The organism is Kitasatospora sp. P5_F3 (assembly GCF_054049135.1).
In genome coordinates, this window is the sequence record NZ_JBFUMY010000014.1 from 60,312 (window position 1) to 79,268 (window position 18,957).

Annotated in this window: 21 protein-coding genes and 1 pseudogene; 11 read left to right on the top strand and 11 right to left on the bottom strand. The window is 72.9% G+C overall.

Features of this window, described 5'->3' with window-relative positions:
* Window positions 1–113: 113 nt before the first annotated feature.
* A complete protein-coding gene (locus tag ACXJMZ_RS12405) occupies window positions 114–857 on the top strand; it encodes a helical backbone metal receptor (protein ID WP_457030063.1) in 744 nt (247 codons plus the stop codon).
* A 26-nt stretch (window positions 858–883) separates the two neighbouring features.
* On the opposite strand, the gene ACXJMZ_RS12410 is transcribed toward ACXJMZ_RS12405, so the two are convergent.
* On the bottom strand, window positions 884–1,612 hold the full coding sequence (locus tag ACXJMZ_RS12410) for a tyrosine-protein phosphatase (RefSeq protein WP_457030064.1): 729 nt from the start codon (window positions 1,610–1,612) through the stop codon (window positions 884–886).
* A 154-nt stretch (window positions 1,613–1,766) separates the two neighbouring features.
* Between ACXJMZ_RS12410 and ACXJMZ_RS12415 the strand changes: the two genes are divergently transcribed.
* Window positions 1,767–2,135, top strand: a complete 369-nt coding sequence (locus tag ACXJMZ_RS12415) for a cupin domain-containing protein (RefSeq protein ID WP_457030065.1) — start codon at window positions 1,767–1,769, stop codon at window positions 2,133–2,135.
* A gap of 138 nt (window positions 2,136–2,273) precedes the next feature.
* The gene (locus tag ACXJMZ_RS12420; protein WP_457030066.1) at window positions 2,274–2,486 is read left to right on the top strand and encodes an EF-hand domain-containing protein; all 213 of its coding nucleotides are present in this window, start codon (window positions 2,274–2,276) and stop codon (window positions 2,484–2,486) included.
* An 8-nt stretch (window positions 2,487–2,494) separates the two neighbouring features.
* Here the strand turns inward: ACXJMZ_RS12420 and ACXJMZ_RS12425 are convergent, their stop codons facing one another.
* The 6 genes from ACXJMZ_RS12425 to ACXJMZ_RS12450 form a co-directional block, all read right to left on the bottom strand.
* The gene (locus ACXJMZ_RS12425) at window positions 2,495–4,159 is read right to left on the bottom strand and encodes a condensation domain-containing protein (RefSeq protein WP_457030067.1); all 1,665 of its coding nucleotides are present in this window, start codon (window positions 4,157–4,159) and stop codon (window positions 2,495–2,497) included.
* Complete coding sequence (locus ACXJMZ_RS12430; protein ID WP_457030068.1) at window positions 4,156–5,037, bottom strand: hypothetical protein; 882 nt, start codon at window positions 5,035–5,037, stop codon at window positions 4,156–4,158. Before ACXJMZ_RS12430 ends, ACXJMZ_RS12425 begins: the two co-directional genes overlap by 4 nt.
* Complete coding sequence (locus tag ACXJMZ_RS12435; protein ID WP_457030069.1) at window positions 5,030–5,776, bottom strand: 4'-phosphopantetheinyl transferase family protein; 747 nt, start codon at window positions 5,774–5,776, stop codon at window positions 5,030–5,032. Before ACXJMZ_RS12435 ends, ACXJMZ_RS12430 begins: the two co-directional genes overlap by 8 nt.
* On the bottom strand, window positions 5,773–6,519 hold the full coding sequence (locus tag ACXJMZ_RS12440; RefSeq protein ID WP_457030070.1) for a hypothetical protein: 747 nt from the start codon (window positions 6,517–6,519) through the stop codon (window positions 5,773–5,775). Before ACXJMZ_RS12440 ends, ACXJMZ_RS12435 begins: the two co-directional genes overlap by 4 nt.
* 5 nt (window positions 6,520–6,524) lie before the next feature.
* Complete coding sequence (locus ACXJMZ_RS12445) at window positions 6,525–6,812, bottom strand: phosphopantetheine-binding protein (protein WP_457030071.1); 288 nt, start codon at window positions 6,810–6,812, stop codon at window positions 6,525–6,527.
* 96 nt (window positions 6,813–6,908) lie between these two features.
* Window positions 6,909–7,841 carry a 3-oxoacyl-[acyl-carrier-protein] synthase III C-terminal domain-containing protein gene (locus ACXJMZ_RS12450; protein WP_457030072.1) on the bottom strand — a complete coding sequence of 311 codons (933 nt, stop codon included), beginning with the start codon at window positions 7,839–7,841 and terminating at the stop codon, window positions 6,909–6,911.
* A 37-nt stretch (window positions 7,842–7,878) separates the two neighbouring features.
* Between ACXJMZ_RS12450 and ACXJMZ_RS12455 the strand changes: the two genes are divergently transcribed.
* The 3 genes and pseudogenes from ACXJMZ_RS12455 to ACXJMZ_RS12465 all read left to right on the top strand — a co-directional run.
* A complete protein-coding gene (locus ACXJMZ_RS12455) occupies window positions 7,879–9,156 on the top strand; it encodes a glycosyltransferase (protein WP_457030073.1) in 1,278 nt (425 codons plus the stop codon).
* A gap of 88 nt (window positions 9,157–9,244) precedes the next feature.
* Complete coding sequence (locus tag ACXJMZ_RS12460) at window positions 9,245–10,201, top strand: ATP-binding cassette domain-containing protein (RefSeq protein ID WP_457030074.1); 957 nt, start codon at window positions 9,245–9,247, stop codon at window positions 10,199–10,201.
* Window positions 10,202–10,293: 92 nt separating this feature from the next.
* Window positions 10,294–10,908 (top strand): annotated as a pseudogene (locus tag ACXJMZ_RS12465) (ABC transporter permease); the annotation flags it as partial.
* On the opposite strand, the gene ACXJMZ_RS12470 reads toward ACXJMZ_RS12465, so the two are convergent.
* The 4 genes from ACXJMZ_RS12470 to ACXJMZ_RS12485 all read right to left on the bottom strand — a co-directional run bounded on the left by ACXJMZ_RS12470 (window position 10,854) and on the right by ACXJMZ_RS12485 (window position 15,129).
* Window positions 10,854–12,224 carry an aminotransferase-like domain-containing protein gene (locus ACXJMZ_RS12470; protein ID WP_457030075.1) on the bottom strand — a complete coding sequence of 457 codons (1,371 nt, stop codon included), beginning with the start codon at window positions 12,222–12,224 and terminating at the stop codon, window positions 10,854–10,856. The pseudogene ACXJMZ_RS12465 and the gene ACXJMZ_RS12470 sit on opposite strands and share 55 nt — an antisense overlap.
* On the bottom strand, window positions 12,221–13,168 hold the full coding sequence (locus ACXJMZ_RS12475; RefSeq protein ID WP_457030076.1) for an alpha/beta hydrolase: 948 nt from the start codon (window positions 13,166–13,168) through the stop codon (window positions 12,221–12,223). Before ACXJMZ_RS12475 ends, ACXJMZ_RS12470 begins: the two co-directional genes overlap by 4 nt.
* Window positions 13,169–13,233: 65 nt before the next feature.
* Entirely contained in the window at window positions 13,234–13,998 is a 765-nt protein-coding gene (locus tag ACXJMZ_RS12480) for a methyltransferase domain-containing protein (protein WP_457030077.1), read from the bottom strand.
* A 45-nt stretch (window positions 13,999–14,043) separates the two neighbouring features.
* Window positions 14,044–15,129, bottom strand: coding sequence for an alpha-hydroxy acid oxidase (locus ACXJMZ_RS12485; protein WP_457030078.1), 1,086 nt, complete (start codon window positions 15,127–15,129; stop codon window positions 14,044–14,046).
* 302 nt (window positions 15,130–15,431) lie between these two features.
* Here ACXJMZ_RS12485 and ACXJMZ_RS12490 point away from each other — a divergent pair, with 302 nt between their 5' ends.
* From ACXJMZ_RS12490 to ACXJMZ_RS12510, 5 genes are all read left to right on the top strand, one after another.
* The gene (locus ACXJMZ_RS12490; protein ID WP_457030079.1) at window positions 15,432–16,742 is read left to right on the top strand and encodes a class I adenylate-forming enzyme family protein; all 1,311 of its coding nucleotides are present in this window, start codon (window positions 15,432–15,434) and stop codon (window positions 16,740–16,742) included.
* Window positions 16,743–16,836: 94 nt separating this feature from the next.
* Window positions 16,837–17,100, top strand: coding sequence for a phosphopantetheine-binding protein (locus tag ACXJMZ_RS12495; RefSeq protein ID WP_057237137.1), 264 nt, complete (start codon window positions 16,837–16,839; stop codon window positions 17,098–17,100).
* Window positions 17,097–17,345: an acyl carrier protein gene (locus tag ACXJMZ_RS12500; RefSeq protein WP_057237135.1), complete on the top strand. Its 249-nt coding sequence runs from the start codon at window positions 17,097–17,099 to the stop codon at window positions 17,343–17,345. Before ACXJMZ_RS12495 ends, ACXJMZ_RS12500 begins: the two co-directional genes overlap by 4 nt.
* On the top strand, window positions 17,342–18,403 hold the full coding sequence (locus ACXJMZ_RS12505) for a beta-ketoacyl-[acyl-carrier-protein] synthase family protein (protein ID WP_457030080.1): 1,062 nt from the start codon (window positions 17,342–17,344) through the stop codon (window positions 18,401–18,403). Before ACXJMZ_RS12500 ends, ACXJMZ_RS12505 begins: the two co-directional genes overlap by 4 nt.
* The gene (locus tag ACXJMZ_RS12510; protein ID WP_457030081.1) at window positions 18,400–18,900 is read left to right on the top strand and encodes a beta-ketoacyl synthase chain length factor; all 501 of its coding nucleotides are present in this window, start codon (window positions 18,400–18,402) and stop codon (window positions 18,898–18,900) included. The genes ACXJMZ_RS12505 and ACXJMZ_RS12510 overlap by 4 nt, the downstream gene beginning before the upstream one ends.
* Window positions 18,901–18,957 lie beyond the last annotated feature (57 nt).

An 18,957-nucleotide genomic window follows, 5' to 3' on the forward strand; every position in this document is an offset into this window, starting at 1 on the left:
GCCACGCCCACCACCAGCGGTTGGTTCACCCTGGTGGCGGCCCTGTGGCGGCTCTGTGACAGTCCTGCCACCGGCGGCCCCGCCGGGGAGAGCCCGGGCGGTAGCGTGGCCGGATGACGATGCGGGTGGTGTCACTGGTGCCCTCGCTCACCGAGGCGATCGCGGTGAGCGGGCGGGAGCAGCTGGTCGGGCGGGAGCTGTTGGTCGGGGTGACCGACTGGTGCAGTGAGCCCGGGGATCTGACGGTGGCGCGGGTCGGGGGGACGAAGAATCCGGATCTGGCGCGGATCGTGGCACTGCGGCCGGATCTGGTGGTGGCCAACGAGGAGGAGAACCGGGCCGTCGACCTGGCGGCGCTGCGCGCGGCCGGGCTGTCCGTCCGGGTCACCGAGGTGCGGACGCTGCCGCAGGCCTTCGCCGAGCTGGCGCAGCTGCTGACGGGCGATCTGGGGCTGGCGAGGCCGGACTGGCTGGACGCCGCCGAACTGGCCTGGCAGGCGCTGCCCGAACGGGCGCCGGTCCGGGCCGTGGTGCCGATCTGGCGGCGGCCGTGGATGGTGCTGGGCCGGGACACCTTCGCCGGGGACGTGCTGCGGCGGCTCGGCGTGCGGCTGATCCACGCCGAGCACCCGGAGCGGTACCCGGCGATCCCGATCGGTGAGCTGCTGGCGGCCCGCCCGGAGCTGGTGGTGCTGCCGGACGAGCCGTACCGCTTCACCGCCGAGGACGGGCCCGAGGCCTTCCCCGGCATTCCGACGGCGCTGCTGAGTGGGCGTCACCTGACCTGGTACGGTCCCTCGCTGGCCGAGGCGCCGCAGGTGCTGGCGGCAGCCCTCGACCGGGCCGTCCGGCGGTAGGCGCCGGATCAGACCGGCAGCCTGGATCAGAGCAGCAGCTTGGCCCGCAGCGCGGTGGTGAACTCCTCGTCCAGGCCCAGCTGTCGGGTGAGGTAGTCGTCGACCGAGCCGTACCGCTCCGTCAGGTCGGCCAGGAAGCGCCGCATCAGCTCGGCGGGCGCCCGGCCGTAGCCGGGCCACTTCATCACCAGGTCGGGGTAGGAGGCGTGCCACTCGGCGACCAGCCGCTCGGTGGCGAGTCCGGTGAGCGCGAAGTCCTCGACCACCGTCTGCTCCGGGACGCCGAGCCGGGTGAGCACCAGGGCGGCGATGATGCCCGTGCGGTCCTTGCCGGAGGCGCAGTGGAAGGCCACCGTCCCGCTCGCCGGGTCGGCGATCACCTGCAGGGCGGCCCGGATCTCGGCCACCCCGTCCGAGGCCACCTCGGCGAACCGCTCGGCCAGGTACACCGCCGGGTCCACCTCGGGGCCCAACGCGGCCTGGTCGTAAGGGCGGTGCTCGATGCTCAGGTTGTGGTAGCCGAGCCCGGACAGCTCGGGCACCCGGCCCTTGCGCTCGATCTCCCACGGGTAGCGCAGGTCGATGACCGTCCGGACGCCCAGCTTCTCGAACCGCGCCAGGTCCTCGCCCGCCAGCTTGCCCAGCGAGTCGGAGCGGTAGAGCAGCCCGGGCCGGGTCTCCCGGCCGTCCGAGGTCCGGTATCCCCCCAAGTCACGGAAGTTGTGCAGCCGTTCGAACTCCAGATGCCTGATCATGACCGCCACCCTATCCACGCACCGAGGGTCGGCCGATGGCGGTGGCAGCGGGCTCTGGCACGAAAGGAGAGCGCCCCGCAGGCGGCGTACCGTGGGGAGGAGGGCCGTCCTCTCCACGGCAGAGTCCGTCCGGGCGGCCACCGAAGGAGGCGTGATGTCCGGCATGCTGCGGAAGAGCCTGGAAACACCGGAGGAGGTCCGCCCCTTCGAGGCGGGCAAGGGGCAGCTGGCACTGGTCGACCTGGACGGCATCGCCTTGGGGCGGGCCACCTTCGAACCCGGCTGGCGCTGGTCCGAGCACGTGAAGCCGATCGCGGGCACCGAGAGCTGCCAGTCCGCCCACACCGGTTACTGCCTGTCGGGGCGGATCACGGTCCGGATGGACGACGGGGAGGAGCAGGAGTTCGTCCCCGGTGACGCGATGGTCATCGCCCCCGGGCACGACGCCTGGGTGGTCGGTGACGAGGCGTGTGTGGTGCTCGACTGGCAGGGCTACACGGACTACGCCAAGCGCCCCGCCTGACCGGCCGGGCCCGGGTCGCTGCCCCGGCCCGGACCGACGCGCTGACCTGGGGGGCCGTGGCCGGGGGTCCGGCGTCCGGACCTCTCCCGATGGGCCGATAAAGTACCTGCACCACGACCCATCAGGAGGGGTACCACCATGGCTGACATCGAGACCGCCAAGCAGGTCTTCGCACGCTTCGACGCCAACGGCGACGGCTTCATCACCGCGGCCGAGTACACCAAGGCGATGGCGGAGCTCGGTGACCCGTACGTCACCGAGCCCGTCGCCCAGGCGATCATCAACAAGGCCGACACCAGCAAGGACGGCGTGCTGAACTTCGACGAGTTCTGGGCCGCCCAGAACGGCTGATCCTCGGCTCAGCCCAACAGGGCCTGCCAGTCGGTCACTCCACCGTCCCGGCCGCTTCCTTCGGCCGGGACGGCCCCGTCGATCACGTAGTACTGCGGGGCCATCGCGGTCTGCCGCTCCGACAGAGCGGCCAGCACCGCGAGGTGCGCCCCGGCCGGGGTGAGCGCGGCCGGGCCGGCGTCCAGCCGGGCGGTCAGCCGCCCGTTCTCCACCGCCACCCTCGGACGGAGCCCGGCGCCCAGTGCGTGCGTCAGCAGTTCCCGGACGGCGGCCAGGTCGATCCACGAGCCGTCGACCGACTCCCACTCACCGTCCCGTACCCCGGGTGCCAGGCCGGTCAGTCCGGCCAGCCCGTCCAGCGCCACGGGGCCGGTCGCAGCTGCCTCGACCAGGGTCAGCAGACCCCGTGCCAGCCGCTCGCTGTCCGCCCGGTCGAACACCTGCGGGCAGGTGTGCAGCGAGAGTTCGACACAGTCCTTGACCCGCCAGATGTTGAGCATCACCCGGACCGGCACCTCCTCCTCCGGGTACCAGCTGAGCTCCGGATCGGTGTACGGCATCGGGCGTGCCTGGGCGGCGGCGTCCGGGATGCTCATGCTGAGGTCGTTCACCACCACCTGGCGGGCCCAGCGCGATCCGCGCAGGTGGGCGACGTCCTCGATCAGCTCCCAGATCCGGGTCGCGTCGAAGGTGCTGTGCCAGTAACCCGCCAGCGCGGCCGCCTTGGTCCGGCCGATCACCTCGTCCAGGTCCTCGGCCGCCGTGTCCACGGCGAGCAGCGCGTCCTGGGCCAGCGTGCCCACGTAGCCGGCCAGCTGGGAGCGGTGCCGGTTGGCCGAGAGTGCGGCGATCACCAGCCTGGGCTGGGCGGCCCGGTGTGCGATCAGGGCGGCGAAGATGCCGAGCAGCACGCTGGACGGGCTGGCGCCGGTCCGCTGCGCGGCGGCGGCCAGCGCGGCGGCGGCCGAGGGGGACCGGATCGCCAGGGTGGCCACCCGGCCCGGCGGCCCGGTGATGCCCGAGTCCGCGAACACCGCCTGCGGGCTGGTCCGCAGGATCTTCTCCCAGTGCCGCAGCGAGGCAGTGGCCCGGCGACGGCCCACCGGGGTGCGCTCGGACTCGGCCACCTCCAGCGGGGTGGGCGCGCTCGGCGGCGCGAGTTCGCCACCGCCGAGCAGCGTGTACCACTCCTCGAACAGCCGGGAGGTGGCGGCGCCGTCCGCGGCGGAGTGGCAGACCACCACGGCCAGCCGGACCGGCCGGCCGTCCCGGGTCAGCAGGGTGTACCGGATCGGGAAGTCCGCCGCCAGGTCGAAGGCGACCGGCCGGTCCTTCCGCGCCAACTCGTCGGCCAGCGCGTCGAGTTCACCCTCCGAACCGGCCTCCACCAGGGTCACCCGGAACGATCCGGCGGCGTGCACCACCTGCCGGGTCCCGCCGTCGGGGCCGTCGGAGGGGAACCGGGTACGCAGCGACTCGTGCCGCTCGGCCAGCTGCCGCAGCACCGCCAACACCTCCGGCAGCCCTGCATCCGGCGGGATCGGCCAGACCGCCTGCTTGTTGATCTGGTCGGGGTCGTCCCGGCGGATGCACAGGATCATGTTGTCCTGACCGAAGGTCAGCGGCCCCGAACCCGAACTACCGCCGTCGTACTGAACCGTGATCACGGTCATCGGCCCGGCCCCCCGGTCAGCGCGAGCCGGACGGACGCCGGCCACTGCGCCGGGTGCTCCCCATGGGCGTGGATCAGCGCGAGCGCGATCCGCTCCAGCCCGAACGCGGCGCAGGCGGTGTGCCCCGGCTCGCCGTCGGCGGTGAAGCCGAAGGCGGTACCGAAGGTGTCCTTGTGGCAGTTGGCCGAGGCGATCGCCTGGACCAGTCCGTCGGCCAGCTCGACCCGCAGCTCGTACTTCAACTCCTGGGCGCGCTGGGCGGCTTGGAAGATCCTGCGGGCCCGGCCGAAGAACGGGTCGTCGGCCACCTCGACGGTGGCCTTGAGGTCCAGTGCGGTCAGCCAGTCGGCCACCCGGTCCAGCCAGCGCGTCCGCCAGTCCTCGCAGTGCTGCTGACTTCCGGCGGTGACGTACTCGGCCATCCGGAAGCTGCGCAGCCGGCCCGGCTCGTGACTGCCCTCCTGCCGGAAGCAGTACGCGGAGGTGGCGAACCCGACCGGCTCGGTCAGTTCCCGGCCCGCCAGCGTGGCGTAGAGCGGATAGCAGGCGGCGGGCAGCAGGACCACGTCGCCGATCCGCTGGGTGGCGTGCCAGTCCGGGCGGCCGGAGAGCTCACCCCACTCGGCGGCGGTGCCGGTGAAGCTGTGCACCGTGCCGAGCAGGTGCGGGAAGGCTTTCGCGTAGCCGGCCCGCTCGACCAGTGCGCGGGAGATCACCGGCGGGACGGCGATCCGCTCGAAGGGTTCGTCGGCGCCGAGTGCCTCGATCCCCAGTCGCAGGTCGGCGATCAGTGTCTCGAAGGCGCCGGAGCAGAGCACCACGCCGGGTACGTCGGTGGGCAGCAGGGTGGCCGCTCCCGACGGGTGAAGATCAGTCATCGGCTGCTCCTGGTTCAAGTGGTACTTCGAGTGGTGGGAGGTCGAGTGGGGCGTGCGGGGTCCAGGTCCGGCGGCGGACCAGGAAGGGTGCCGGTCCGGCCAGCGCGACGGCGGCCCGGAACGGTCCGGGCACCCGGATGTCCCGGATCCAACAGGGGCTCGGCGAAAGGCCCTTGAGTGCGTCCAGCCGCAGCGGGCTGCGGCCGGCCAGCCTGAGCGGCAGGCCCTGGGCGAGCCGTCCGCCGTAGAGCTTGACGCCCGCCTCCCTGCGACACCAGAGCTGGGCGAAGCGGGCCGAACGGTGCTGCCCGGACGGCCCGTCGGCGACGAACCGGGCCTCCTCGGGCGGGAAGTACCGATCGGCCACCCGGACCGCGACCCGTTCGGCGGGCAGCTCCTCGACGTCGGCGCCGACCGGCCGCCCGTGCGCGACGGCGAGCACCGCGAGCGAACCCGAGCCGGACCAACTGAACTGCGCGCCGGTCGGGTTGTGCACCGGCTCGGGCTTGCCGTGCGGGCCCCGGCGCCAGGCCAGCTCGGCCGGTGGCAGCCCGAGCGGCCGGGCCGCCAGCAGCCGGACCGCGCCCCGGCCGACCACGAACCTGGCCCGGCGGGCCGGGTCCGGCATGGTCCTGGCCCGTTCACGTTCGCCGGGGTCGAGCAGCCGGTGCAGGCGGTCCACCACCGGCGCGGGCTGGTCGGTCGGGATCACCCAGAGCGCGACCGTGTCGATGCTCACCGCACGGCCGGCTGATCCAGTGTCGACCGGCGGCCGAACTGCTCGTCGAGGTCGGCAACCCGCAGCGGGCCGCCGACGCCGGCCAGTTCGGCCCAACACCCGGTCAGCGGCTGGTCCGGATGGCTGGACGACCGGCCCGCGACGGCCGGGCCATGAATCTGACTGATCGTCATCTCCTGTCCCTCCAAGGCTGGTTCGAGCAGCAGAAGAACGCCCTGATGCCGCTTCGGCAGCACCACAGGACCGGCGGGCAGGTAGTGCAGTGCGCTCTGCTCCAGGATCAGCACCAGGGCCCGGCGGCAGCCGCCGGTCCGCGCGTACTGGTCGGCGATCCGCAGGGCGGTGAACGGCACGGCCGAGCCCTGGTCGCCGATCGCGAAGGCGAGCGGCTGCCCGGGACAGCGGCGCGCCAGATGGAGCGTGACGGCCCGGCCGGGTTGGACGTCCGGCACGGCGAAGGCCAGGATCAGCAGGTCCACCGGCTGATCCCCGGTCAGGCCGAGCCGGTCGATCAGCGCCTCGCCCATCTCGCCGTACGCGTGCCCGACGCCCTGCTCGAGCAGGTCTTCGCGCAGCGGCAGCCCGTACGGCCGGGCCAGGTCGCCCGCGAAGACCCGCAGGTCCGGGTCGAGCGCGGCCTTCGAGTGTCCGTCGAACTCCTGGGCCAGCACCCGGCTGATCCGCAGTCCGCCTTCGCCGTGCCGGAGGTGCCGGAGGTACGGCCCGGACGGGTGCGGGTGCATTCCGGTCAGTCCTCGGCGATCGTGTGTCCGGCGACGAAGTCGGCCAGGCTGGCGACCGAGCGCAGGTCGTCCTCGCCGATCTGCTCGACGTCGACCTGGATGTCCAGCGCCTCCTCCAGTTCCAGGATCAGCTCCAGCGTGCCGGCCGAGGTGAGCCCGAGGTCGTCGAAGAGGCAGGCGTTCTCCGGGACTTCGGCGAGCTCCTTCTTCAGCACCCGGGGCAGCAGGGTGCCGATGCTGGTCAGTACCCGGCCACGGAGGGCGGGATCGGTCTGCAGGGTGGTGTCGTCCATCGGTGGTACGTCCCATCGGGCATGGCACGGCTCGGACAGCAGAGCCGGAACCGGCTTGGCGGAGAGGAGAACTGACGGACCGTCAGTGGCGGACGGTCAGTGGCGGACGGTCATCGCCGAGAAGGTGGCGCCGAGACCGGAGGCCGCGATCAGGTAGCGGTCACCTGGCCGGAGCAGACCTCGCGCGGTGGCGGTGTGAAGATTGATGAAAGCATCTGCGGCGAAACTGTGCCCGACCGAGGCCACGTTGTCCAGCACCACCCGTTCCACCGGGTAGCCCAGCCGACGGCACAGGCGTTGCCAGGAAATGCTGTTCACGTTGTGCGGCAGGATCAGCGCGATGTCGTCCAGCCCGAGTCCGGCCTGGTCGACCGCCCGCAGGATCACCTCGTCCATCGCCTCCGGGTAGGCCCGCTGGTAGCCGGCCATCAGCTCCGGGTCCTCGGCCAGCCGGCCGTCGAACTCGCCGAGCTGCCGGACGGCGTACGAGAGCACCTCGTCCCGGCCGCCACCGGCCCGGACCAGGCAGGCGGCCGAGCCTTCGGCGAAGATGGCCGTCTCCGGGACGAGTTGGGCGTCCCGGGTGAAGGTCTTCTCCCCCGTCAGCACCAGGACCAGTGCCTCCGGGTCGGGTTCGGCGGCGAGCAGCCTGCCGGCCAGGTCGATGGCCAGCAGGCTTGCCGCACAGGCGTGGTGGGTGACCGCGAAGGCGTTGGCATGGCCGAGGCCGAAGCGGTCGAGCAGTTCGTGCAGCGGGTTGGCCGGGTAGGGCGTCGAGACCGGCATGCTGCGGGCGTGCAGCACGTACCGGACCTGGTGTTCCCGTCCCCGGAGTTCGGTCAGGGCGCCGAGGGCGCCGGTGAGCAGGTCGAGCAGCGTCCCGTCCGGGTCCAGGCGCACCTGGTCCAGGCCGTGGAAGCGGCGGAAGAGTTTGAGTTGGCGCGGGGTCAGACCGATCCGCTCCCCGACCGCCTCGATGGGCACAGCACGGTCTGGCAGATGGACGGCCACTGCCTCCAGTGCGGTCACCCGGGCTAGTATTCCCACGCCCCGCGCACCGCACAAGATGCGTTCCGCTTCCGACGCGGGCGACCCCGAGCAGGTGGAGACCTCCCTGATGGTGCGTCATACCCCTTTGACCAGCAGGTTCATGCTCGTCGTGCCACCACTGACCGGCCACGTTTTTCCCACAATTGGTCTAGGCCGCGAGCTGCTGGCCCGTGGCCACCAGGTGGTCTGGACCGGTTCGGAGCCCGTGCTGCGCTCGCTGCTGGACCCGGGCAGCGGGATTCTCGGCACCGGTTCCCGGCTGTTCCGCCCGCAGGGCGGCTCGGGCCTGGCGGCGGTGCACTCGCTCTGGGACGGCTTCGTGGTGCCGTACGCGCGGTTCACCGCGAAGGCCCTGGACTCCGCCGTCCGCAGCTGGCGGCCCGACGTGCTGGTGGTGGACCAGCACACCCCGGCGGGCGCGCTGACGGCGCATCGGCACGGGTTGGCCTGGGCCTCGCTGGCGCCGGGCCTGATGGAGCTGGGCCGCCCGTTCGCCGAGCTGGAGCCGTGGATCGAGGAGCGGCTGCGCGGACTGTGGCAGCGGGCCGGCCTGCCCGCCGGGGCGTACCTGGACCCGCGCTTCTCCCCCGACCTGGTGCTGGCGCTGACCGGCGACGCGCTGGCCGGCGGCCCGCACCCGGAGCAGTACGCGCTGGTCGGCCCGGTACTGGCGGACCGTCCGGCCCAGCCGGACTTCCCCTGGGAGCGGCTCGATCCGACCCGCCGTCAGGTGCTGGTCTCGATGGGCACGCTGGCCGAGGAGGTGACCGCCGACTTCCTGCGCCGGACGGCGGCCGCCCTGCACCGGCTCGGCCCCGACGTCCAGGCGGTGGTGGTCGCACCGCGCGAGCTCTGGCCGACTTTCCCGGCCCAGGCGGTGACGGTCGAGCGGGCGCCGGTGCTGGAGCTGCTGGCGCGCGGCACCCTGTCGGCCGTGCTCGGCCACGGCGGCCTTGGCACCACCGGGGAGGCGCTGACGTACGGCGTGCCGCCGGTGCTGGCGCCGATCCGGCACGACCAACCGCTGGTGGCGGCCCGGGTGGCCGCCGCCGGAGCCGGGTTGCGGATCTCCTTCGAGCAGGCCGGGCCCGAGGAGATCGCACAGGCCCTGCGCCGGGTGCTGGACGAACCTGCCCTGCGCGCCGGGGCCGAACGGCTCGGCGCGGAACTTCGGGCGAAGGGTGGCGCACGCACGGCAGTTGACCGCCTTGAGCTGCTGGCCGCCACGGCCGCCCGGCGCGAAAACCGGATGGTCCAGACCATTGTTCCGGACCCCGCCCAGACCCTAGGGTGACTCGCAGTGCCCGGTCGCGGCGCCCGCAGCGGGCACCCCACAGCGCGGGCCTTCCCCTGACAGCCCACCCCAGTACGGGAGTTCCGGCTTGATCGAGACCACGGGGCTGCGCAAGTCCTACCAGTCCCGCAAGGGCCGCCAGGCCACCACGGTCGATGCCGTCGCCGGCCTCGACCTGAGCGTCGCCGCCGGTGAGATCTACGGCTTCCTCGGCCCCAACGGCGCCGGGAAGACCACCACCCTGCGGATGCTCGCCACCCTGATCCGCCCGGACGGCGGCGAGGCCACCGTCGCGGGCGCCGACCTGCGGCAGGACCCGGCCGGTGTCCGCCGCCGGATCGGCTACGTCGCCCAGGGCGGCGGCACCACCGACACCGTCAGCGGCCGGGAGGAGCTGGTCCACCAGGCCAGGCTGCACGGCATCGGCAAGGCCGAGGCCGGGCAGCGCGCCGAGCGGGCAATCGCCGCCTTCGAGTTGGGCGAGTTCGCCGACCGCCCGTGCCAGACCTACTCCGGCGGCCAGCGCCGCCGGGTGGACATCGCGCTCGGCGTGATTCACTCGCCCGGCGTGCTGTTCCTGGACGAGCCGACCGTCGGCCTCGACCCGGCCAGCCGGGCGCAGGTCTGGCAGGAGATCCGGCGGCTGCGCGGCGAGGGCATGACGGTCTTCGTGACGACCCATTACCTGGACGAGGCCGACGCGCTCTGCGACCGGATCGGCATCATCGACCACGGCGGCATCGTCGCCGAGGGCACCCCGGAGGAGCTCAAGCAGGAGATCTCCGGAGACGTGCTGCTGGTCGGCCTCACCGCCGGCGACAGCGTGGAGAAGGCGGCCGGCGCACTGCGCGGCGAACCCGCCCTGCACCGGCTGGAGACGCCCGAGGACGGCGGACTGCGGCTCTACGTCCGCGACGGCGCCTCCGCCATCCCGCAGCTGCTCCGCGCCCTGGACGGCGCGGGCGTGGCCCCTGCCACCATCCAGCTCCAGCGCCCCAGCCTGGACGACGTCTTCCTGGCCCGTACCGGCCGCTCCCTCGCCTGAAGCTGCCCTGCAGCTAGCCCGAAGCCGGAGAACCCCGCCCCATGAAACTCGCCCGTGACACCTGGCTGGTCTTCCAGCGTCAGGTGCTGCTGATGGTCCGCACCCCGGTCTGGCTGGTGGTCGGCGTCGTCCAGCCGCTGTTCTACCTGCTGCTGTTCGCCCCGCTGCTCAAGCAGGTGCTGGGGGCCGGGAGTTACGAAGAGGCGTACCGCATCTACGTGCCAGGCCTGCTGGCCGTGCTGGTCATCTTCGGTGGCCTGTTCACCGGCTTCAGCCTGCTGGGCGAGCTGCGGGCCGGGATCATCGAACGCTCCCGGGTCACCCCGGTCAGCCGGCTGGCGCTGCTGCTCGGCCGGGCGCTGCGCGAGGTGCTGGCGCTGATGGTGCAGGCCGTCATCATCACGCTGCTGGCGCTGCCGTTCGGCCTCACGGTCGCCCCGCTCGACCTGCTGCTGGCCTACCTCCTGATGGCCCTGCTGGCGCTGATGACCTCCGCGATCTCCTACGGCATCGCCCTGCTGGTGCGCAGCGACGCCGCGCTGGCCCCGGTGGTGAACACCGTGGCCCAGCCGATCGCGCTGCTCTCCGGCGTGCTGCTGCCGCTGGCGCTGGCGCCGCAGTGGCTCCGGTCGATCGCCGAGTGGAACCCCTTCTACTGGGCCGTGGAGGGCATGCGGTCCCTGTTCGCCGGACAGGTCGGGGACAGCTCGGTCTGGCAGAGCCTGCTGATCGTCTCGGTGCTCACCGTGGTGGCGGTCTGGTGGTCGGCCCGGCTGTTCGCGGAGCGGGTGCGCTGACCGGCACGACAGAAGGGGGGGGGGGGGGGGGGGGGGGGGGGGGGGGGGGGGGGGGCCGGGTAGAAGTCGGCCATCGGTGTCCAGAGCACGCCGTACTGCTCCGCGCAACGCCGCATCGCCGCCGCGTCGGCCCGGAACGGCACCGTGAGGACGGTGAAGTAGCCGCCCTCCGGCTCGTTCCAGCTCACCCCGAGCCGGGCCCGTTCGGCGGCCGGGAAGTGCTGCTCCAACTCGGCCAGCAGAGTGGTCAGTCCGGCCGCGTAATGGGCGACCGCGGTGGCGTTGGCCGCCCGCAGCCGGAAGTCGTGCTGGATCAGCAGGCCGCCGATCACGGCCTGGCTGAGCGCCGGGGTGTTCACCGTCGTCATGCTCTTCAGCTTGGCCAGCTGGTCGGCCAGCAGCGTCACAGTGCCGTCCGGCGCCACCACCTGCTGGTCGGCCAGCACGTAGCCGAGCCGGGCGCCGGGGAAGCAGGTCTTGGCGAACGAGCCGAGGTGGACCACCACTTGGTGCTCGTCCAGCGCCTTCAGGGTCGGCCGGGTGCGGCCGGTGCGGGTGAAGAAGCCGTACGGGTTGTCCTCGATCACCAGCAGCCCCTCGGCCCGGGCGGTGGCCAGCAGCTCCCGGCGCACGGCGGTGGGCAGGCTGACCCCGGACGGGTTGGCGAAGTCCGGCACCACGTACAGCGCCCGGGGACGGCGGCCCTCGGCCCGCAGCGCCCGGGCGGCGGCCGCGACCGCCGCCGGGTCGCCCTCGGGGACGGGCACGGTGCTGATGTCCAGCAGCCGGGCCGCGCCCGTGACGCCCACGTAGCAGGGCGAGCTGACCAGCAGGACATCGTCCCGGTCGGCACACAGGGCGCGCAGCACCAGCAGCATGCCCTCCTGCGCGCCGACCGTCACCACCAGCGCCGGGGGCGCCACCGTCAGGCCCTCGTCGTTGGCCAGGGTCCGGGCGATCAGCTCGGCCACGATGCCTTTGGTGGGGCCGTACTGGAACAGCGTGCTGCGGACCTGCCCCTCCGTCAGACCCCGCTCGCGCAGGTGGTCCAGGTAGGCGTCCAGGTACTCGGCCACCCGGTCGGTCTCGAAGAACCCCTCGTAGGGGCGCCCCGGGGCGAACGAGATCGCCTCCGGATGGCGGCCGGTGATCTCGTTCAGGAAGGTCATCGAGTCCAGCAGCGGGTCGGCCAGCGAGCCGTGCAGCTGGTCCAGCCGCAGGCTCATGACGGCCCGTCCGTCCCGAAGGCCGTCCGCAGCCGCAGCGCCGCCCAGTCCTGGGCGTCCCGGCCGGCCGTCAGCTCCCCCGCCATCGCGAAGAAGCCGTGCACCATGCCGTCGTACCGCCGGGCCGCGACCTCCACCCCGGCGGCCGTCAGGGCGGCCGCGTACGCCTCGCCCTCGTCCCGGAGCGGGTCGTACTCGGCGGTGATCACGGTGGCGGGCGGCAGTCCTGACAGGTCGTCGGCGCGCAGCGGGGAGGCCAGCGGGTCCTCACCGTCCGCCTCGGCCTTCAGATAGTGCCCCCAGTACCAGTCCACCGAGTGCCGGTTGAACAGCAGCGGGTCCTCGCTCTCGCGGACCGAGGCGGTGTCCGCCCGGTACGCGGTGTTGGGGTAGACCAGCAGCTGGTGGCGCAGGGCGGGGCCGCCCTCGCGGCGGGCCAGCAGGGTGACGGCGGCGGCCAGGTTGCCGCCCGCGCTGTCGCCGCCGATCGCGATCCGGTCCGGGTCCAGGCCCAGCTCGGCGGCGTGTTCGGCCAGCCAGACGGTGCCGGCGTGGCAGTCCTGGACGGCGGCGGGGAAGGGGTGTTCGGGGGCCCGCCGGTAGCCGATCGAGACGGTGACGCAGTCGGCGGCGTTGGCCAGCCGGCGACAGATCGCGTCGCAGGTGTCCAGCGAGCCGAGCGTCCAGCCGCCGCCGAACAGGTAGACCAGCGCGGGGAGCCGGGCGCCGCCGGGCGGCCGGTACAGCCGCAGGGTGAGCGGACCGCCGGGGCCGGGGATCTCCAGCTCGGTGACCGAGTGGACCGGCTCGGGGGCACCCCCTGCCGCCTGCACGGCGGCCAGGTCGGCGGCCCGGGCCTGGTCCAGGGTCAGGGTGTAGAGGGGGGGTGTACCGGCTTCGGCGCGCCGGGCCAGCAGGGCCAGGACTTGCGGGTCGAGCGGCATGGCTTCGCTCAACCTCCGTTCGGGGAAAGGGAGCTGATGGGGTTCCAGGTGACCATTCGTCAGCTCTACCGGTATGCCTCGACATAGATCGTCTCGTCACTGCGGAAGGCGGTGTCGAGATCTGCGATCTCGGTGTGCATGCCTTCACGGTAGGCGCACAATTGCACCGCCTCGGCCGCGAAACCGGCCTCACCCAACACGTACTCCAACTCCTCCTGGTCGTAGATCCATTGGTGACCGTAGTACTGGAAGATCTGGTTGATCAGGAAGGCCTTGCGCTCGGGCATCGGCGGGCCGAAGCCGAGCATGCTCAGCCGTCGCCGGTGCTTGGCCAGGAAGCCGTCACCGTTGACGTAGCCCGCCAGGTAGCGCCGGAGGTCCGGGGTGGTGATCCGGAGCACGCCGCCGGGGCGCAGCACCCGGTGGCACTCGCGCAGCCAGCCCAGCGCCACCGGTAGCGGCACGTGCTCGATCAGGTGCTCGGCGTACACCCAGGTCACGCTGGCGTCGGCGAACGGCAGCGGCCGGGAGATGTCGAGCTGGGTGAAGCAGCGCTCGCCGTCCACCCGGTAGAGGGTGCCCGGCTCGGTGGTGGCCTCGGGGCTGGTGAGTGCGGTGATATCGCTGCCGAGACCGTTCGGGTGCGCGGTCTTGAATGCGGCGAACTCGATTCCGGTCAGGCCCAGGTCGAGGAAATCCTGGTGGCTGTGCGGAAGTGTTACGGATATTGGTTCGAGTTTCTCGCAGCCTGCCACTCCGGCACTGAATTCTTCCATCCGGACGGCCAGCGTCTCCGGATTCTCCCAGTCCCAGTCGGAAAACTTGTCCACTGCACTGCTGCCTTTCACTGGAAATGCACGGAATATGAGAACGGATCAGGCGCCGAGTCGCGCGAGGGCACTGCGGTCGAGGTCGCCGGGGCGGGGGCGGCCGAGCAGCGCAAGGGTGTGTTCGAGTTCGTCCCGGAGCAGTCCGAGCACCCGGGCCGCACCGGCCTCGCCGCCCGTGGCCAGGCCCCACAGCACCGGGCGGCCGACCAGCACCGCCCGCGCCCCGAGCGCCAGCGCGGTGGCCGCGTCGGTGCCGGTGCGGATGCCGCCGTCCAGCAGCACCGGGAAGTCGGCGGGGACGGCGGCGGCCACCTCGGGGAGTGCGGTCAGGGTGGGTACCGCGCCGTCGAGTTGGCGGCCGCCGTGGTTGGAGACCACCACCGCGGCCGCGCCGTGCTCGACCGCGAGCCGGGCGTCCTCGGCGGTCAGGATACCTTTCAGTACCAGCGGCAGGTTGGTCCGCTCGCGCAGCCAGGCCAGGTCGGCCCAGGTCAACGTGGTGTCGAACTGCTGCCTGGCGTGCTCGGCGATCGCCGAACTGCCGGCCGCCGAGCGACTGCTGGCAGTCATCAGCTCCGGGTCCAGGTTCACCGCCCTGACCTGCGGCGGAACGGCGAAACCGTTCCGCAGGTCACGTAGTCGGCGGCCGATCCTCGGGGCGTCCACGGTCAGCACCAGGGCCCGGTAGCCGGCCTGCTCGGCCCGCTCCACCAGCCCGGCCAGCACGTCCCGTTGCCGCAGCCAGTACAGCTGCAGCCAGAGCGGGCCGGTGGCTGCCGCGGCGATCTCCTCGAGGGTCCGGCTGGCGAACATCGCGGCCACCGTGAGCAGGCCGTGCTGCCCGGCGGCCCGCGCCGTGGCGGTCTCACCCGCCGGGTCGACCAGTCGGTGGTAGGCCATCGGTGCCACCCCGATCGGCGCGGCCAGCGTGCTGCCGAGCAGATCCACCGTCAGATCCGGGGCCGAGACGTCGACCAGCACCCGGGGTCGGAAGCCCCAGCTGCGGTACTGGCTCAGGTTGCCCGCCAGCGTGCGTTCCTGGTCGCTGCCCCCGTCGATGAACTCCCGGACTGCGACCGGGAGTCGGCCCCGGGCGTCCTCCTCGATCTCCCGCAGCGTCAGCGGACCCATCGGCGCCCCACCCTCCCGGGCGGCCGCGCGCGGGCCGCTCCCGGGTCGGCAGCGTAGGTGCCCGATCCCTCATTGGTATAGACCTTGACCCGATCCAATCGTCTGTGCCAGGGTCGGGGAACGCGGAATTCCAACCCGCCGAAAGTGAACCGACTGCCATCTTTGTCTCCCCCATTCGTGGAGTGGCGTTGACCGGTTTCCCCAGCTCTCCGCCCCCGCATTCCGAAGCACCGGAAGGCTGGGTCGAGCACTTCCTATTGGCCGGTCCCGGTCAAGAAGTGTGTCTCCGGTTCGAAAAGCCGGTGACACGCGCCAACCTGCGTTCCCTGGTCGCCGACCAGGTGACGCAACTGACCGCTGCCGGGCTCGCACCCGGCGGTACGGTGGCCCTTCGGCTGCCGCCCTCGCTCGGCTACGTCAGCACCCTGCTCGCCGCCTGGCAGCTGGGCGGCCAGGTCTGCCTGTTGGACCACCGGCTGACGGAGCACGAGGTGGCGGCGGCGCTGGACCGGCTCACCCCGCAGGTACTGGTCGAGGCGGACCGGCACCCGGCTTCGGGGCTGCGCGGGTTCAGCGAGATCGAACCGGTCGCCGTCCCACTGCCCGGCGGGCAGCCGGCCCGATCGCCGCACGCGCTGGTCCAGTTGAGCTCAGGCTCGACCGGACCGTCCAAGGTGATCGGCCGGACGGCCGCCGATCTGCTCCGTGAGCTCGCCTGCTACCGCGCTCTGCCCGGCTTCCCCCAGGCGGGTTCACGGACCGTACTGCTCTCCTCGGTGGTCCATGTACTGGGCCTGGTCGGCGGGTTGCTGCACAGCCTGCACAGCGGGGTCCGGCTAACCGTGCCGGAACGCATGACAGCGGCCGGCATCCTGGCCGCGATAGCCGAGGACGATCTGCCGACCACCGTGATCGGCGTACCGTTCCACGCCGAACTGCTCGCCGGGGTCCGTGCCCCGCGCCCGCTGCCCCAGCTCACCCGCGTCATCGTCGCGGGCGAGCTGACCAGGCCGGGCGTGGCCGCGGCGATCGGCGAACGGTACGGGGTACAGCTCGGGACCATGTACGGGATGACCGAACTCGGTGTGATCGCCACCGATCTGACGGGCACCCAGTACCCCGGCACCCGCCCCGTCCCCGGTCTCGAACTGCGCACCGAGGGCGGCGAACTGCACATCCGGCGGGCCGACTCGCCGTACCTGGGGCTCACCGATCCGAGCCGCTGGTCCGACGGTTGGCTGCACACCCGCGACGCCGCCGGGCTGGACCGGGAGACCGGCCTGCTCACCGTGCTCGGCCGACGGGACTCACAGGTCTCGATCGGCGGACTCAAGGTCGACCTGACCGAGGTCGAGCACACCCTGACCGCGCTGCCCGAAGTCCGGGAAGCGGTGGTGGTGTTCGAGTCCGGCGCGGTCGCGGCGTACCTGGTCCCGGCCGACGGCGCCGGGTCCGAGCAGATCCGGGCCGGGCTGGAGCACCGGCTCGCGGGCTACAAGCGGCCCCGGCGGCTGTCCCTGCTCCCGGCGCTCCCCCGGACCGCCACCGGCAAGCTGCTGCGCGACCCGGCCGGACTGCGGGCGGCCGCGCTGGCCGAGCCGGCCGAGCACTGAGCTCGCCACCACCTTCCTGGGCAGTACCTGGGCAATTTCTGGGCACTCCCCATGAGTTCCACTCACCCCCCGACCCCTTGAACGGAGCCCCCCGATGCAGGACGCCATCCGCGAGTTCGTGCTCGCCGCCCTGACCGAGATGAACTACGACATCTCCGAGGCCACCGGCGACACCGATCTCGGACCGGCCGGTCTCGACCTGGAGTCGCTCGCGCTCGCCGACCTGGCCGTCCAGGTGGAGGAGGAGTACGGCGTGAAGTTCGACCTGGACGACATGGAGAGCACCGCGCTGATGACTCTCGACCAGTTCACCGCCGACGTGGCCAACCGGCTCGCCGCCGCCGGTACCCCGGCGTGACCGGGGCGCCGCTGCCCGACCGGGCAGAGGTGCTGACCGTGCTGGCGCAGTTCCACGACCGTTCCGCCGAGGCGGTCGACGAGGAGCTCGGTTCGCTCGAACTCACCTGGCTGATAGCCGAGTTCGAGCAGCGCTACGGCGACCTGGAGCTGCCCGACGAGGCGGTGGACGCGGTCCGTACGGTCACCGACGCGGTCGAGCTGCTGCGGACCGCGGTCGGCCCGGCCGGGCGCGGGCAGCCGTGAGCGGCGTCCGGGTGGCGGTCACCGGGCTCGGGGTGCGCTCCGCGTTCGGCGCCGGGATCGGGCCGCTGCTGGCCGCCGCCACGCACGGAAGGCCGGGGTTCGCTCCGGTCGACCGCTTCGACGTGACACACCGCCAGGCCCACCGGGCCGCGCTGGCGCCGGGCTCCCCTGTCCTCGGCGAAGCGCTCACGGCGGTACTGGCGGAGGCGGCCGACCAGGCGGGCGTGCCCGGCGGCCCACTCCTGCTGGCCCGGCACGGCGACCCGGTCACCGCCGCCGGCTGCGCACCTGTGCACGAGCGTTGGGGCTCGGGCCGGGTCTACACCGGCGCGTGCGTGGCAGCCGGCACTGCCGTGGCCGACGCCGCAGCGCTGATCGCCGCCGGGCGGCAGGACCGGGTGCTGGTCGCGGCCGGCTACCTGGTCGAGCCGGACACCTTCGCGGTCTTCGACGCCGGCCGGGCCCTGGCCCGGGACGGCGAGGTCCGGCCGTTCAGCGCCGGCCGCAGCGGGTTGCTGCTCGGCGACGGCGTGGTGGCGGTGGTGCTGGAGTCCGAGGCGGTGGCGCTGCGGCGCGGCGCCGAGGTGCTGGCCGTGCTGGCGGGCTGGGGCCGGGCCGGCGACGGGTACCACGTCTGCCGTCCGGCACCGGACGGCTCCGGGCTCGCCCGGGCGATCCGGGCCGCGCTCGGCCGGGCCGACCTGACGCCGGATCGGATCGGGTACGTGAACGCCAACGCCACCGGCTCGCCGCTCGCGGACCAGGCCGAGGTACGGGCGCTGCACACGGTCTTCGGGCCGAACCCGCCGCCGGTCAGCTCCAGCAAGTCCGTGCACGGGCACGCCCTCGAGGCGTCCGCCCTGCTCGAACTCGCGGTCACCGTCGAGTCGCTGCGCACCGGGCTGCTACCGGTCAACGCGGGGTGGCTCGGGCCGGACCCGGACTGCGCGCTGGACCTGGTGCTGACCGGGCCGCACCTGGCCGGGCCCCGGTACGCACTGAGCCTCAACTCGGCGTTCGGCGGCGCGAACACCGCGCTGCTGGTGGGCGTCGCGTGAACAGTCTCCGTCTACTCGCGCAGGGCCGTTGGCCGGAGCCCGGCGACACCGAGCTCCCCCGACTGCCCGGCTTCACCGACTCCCCGTTCAACCCGCTGGTGGTGGCCGCCGCCGAACGCTGCCTGCATGCCTGGGGCCGCGAACTACCGGGCCGGACCGGCCTGTTGCTCACCAGTCTCAGCGGTGACCTGGGCACCGCCCGGGCCATCAACGAGGCAGCCGGCAGCGGTCGCCGGGTACCGCCGCTGCTGTTCTTCCAGTCCAACCCGAACGCCGTACTCGGCCACCTGGCCGCCCGCTGGAACCTGACCGGACCGGTGGTGGCCACCAGCCCACCGGCCGCCGTGCCGGGTGAAGTACCGCCGGACGCCATCGAGTTGGCGTCCCTGCTGCTGGCCGACGACGACGCCGACCAGCTGCTGGTGATCGCCGCCGAGCAGGCCGACCCCGCCGACCCCGGCCGGGCCGTGGCCGTGCTGGTCAGCACCATCGCCTGACACTCCCCCGTCATCCCCCGCCGCTGTCCGCCGGCGGCTCATCTCACCGGCATGGCC

What these genes read in the sequence shown, in the direction of transcription:
- ACXJMZ_RS12405 (WP_457030063.1), top strand. Translation starts at nt 114, where the DNA reads ATGACGATGCGGGTGGTGTCACTGGTGCCCTCGCTCACCGAGGCGATC.
- ACXJMZ_RS12410 (WP_457030064.1), bottom strand. Translation starts at nt 1,612, where the DNA reads ATGATCAGGCATCTGGAGTTCGAACGGCTGCACAACTTCCGTGACTTG.
- ACXJMZ_RS12415 (WP_457030065.1), top strand. Translation starts at nt 1,767, where the DNA reads ATGTCCGGCATGCTGCGGAAGAGCCTGGAAACACCGGAGGAGGTCCGC.
- ACXJMZ_RS12420 (WP_457030066.1), top strand. Translation starts at nt 2,274, where the DNA reads ATGGCTGACATCGAGACCGCCAAGCAGGTCTTCGCACGCTTCGACGCC.
- ACXJMZ_RS12425 (WP_457030067.1), bottom strand. Translation starts at nt 4,159, where the DNA reads ATGACCGTGATCACGGTTCAGTACGACGGCGGTAGTTCGGGTTCGGGG.
- ACXJMZ_RS12430 (WP_457030068.1), bottom strand. Translation starts at nt 5,037, where the DNA reads ATGACTGATCTTCACCCGTCGGGAGCGGCCACCCTGCTGCCCACCGAC.
- ACXJMZ_RS12440 (WP_457030070.1), bottom strand. Translation starts at nt 6,519, where the DNA reads ATGCACCCGCACCCGTCCGGGCCGTACCTCCGGCACCTCCGGCACGGC.
- ACXJMZ_RS12445 (WP_457030071.1), bottom strand. Translation starts at nt 6,812, where the DNA reads ATGGACGACACCACCCTGCAGACCGATCCCGCCCTCCGTGGCCGGGTA.
- ACXJMZ_RS12455 (WP_457030073.1), top strand. Translation starts at nt 7,879, where the DNA reads ATGCGTTCCGCTTCCGACGCGGGCGACCCCGAGCAGGTGGAGACCTCC.
- ACXJMZ_RS12470 (WP_457030075.1), bottom strand. Translation starts at nt 12,224, where the DNA reads ATGAGCCTGCGGCTGGACCAGCTGCACGGCTCGCTGGCCGACCCGCTG.
- ACXJMZ_RS12475 (WP_457030076.1), bottom strand. Translation starts at nt 13,168, where the DNA reads ATGCCGCTCGACCCGCAAGTCCTGGCCCTGCTGGCCCGGCGCGCCGAA.
- ACXJMZ_RS12485 (WP_457030078.1), bottom strand. Translation starts at nt 15,129, where the DNA reads ATGGGTCCGCTGACGCTGCGGGAGATCGAGGAGGACGCCCGGGGCCGA.
- ACXJMZ_RS12495 (WP_057237137.1), top strand. Translation starts at nt 16,837, where the DNA reads ATGCAGGACGCCATCCGCGAGTTCGTGCTCGCCGCCCTGACCGAGATG.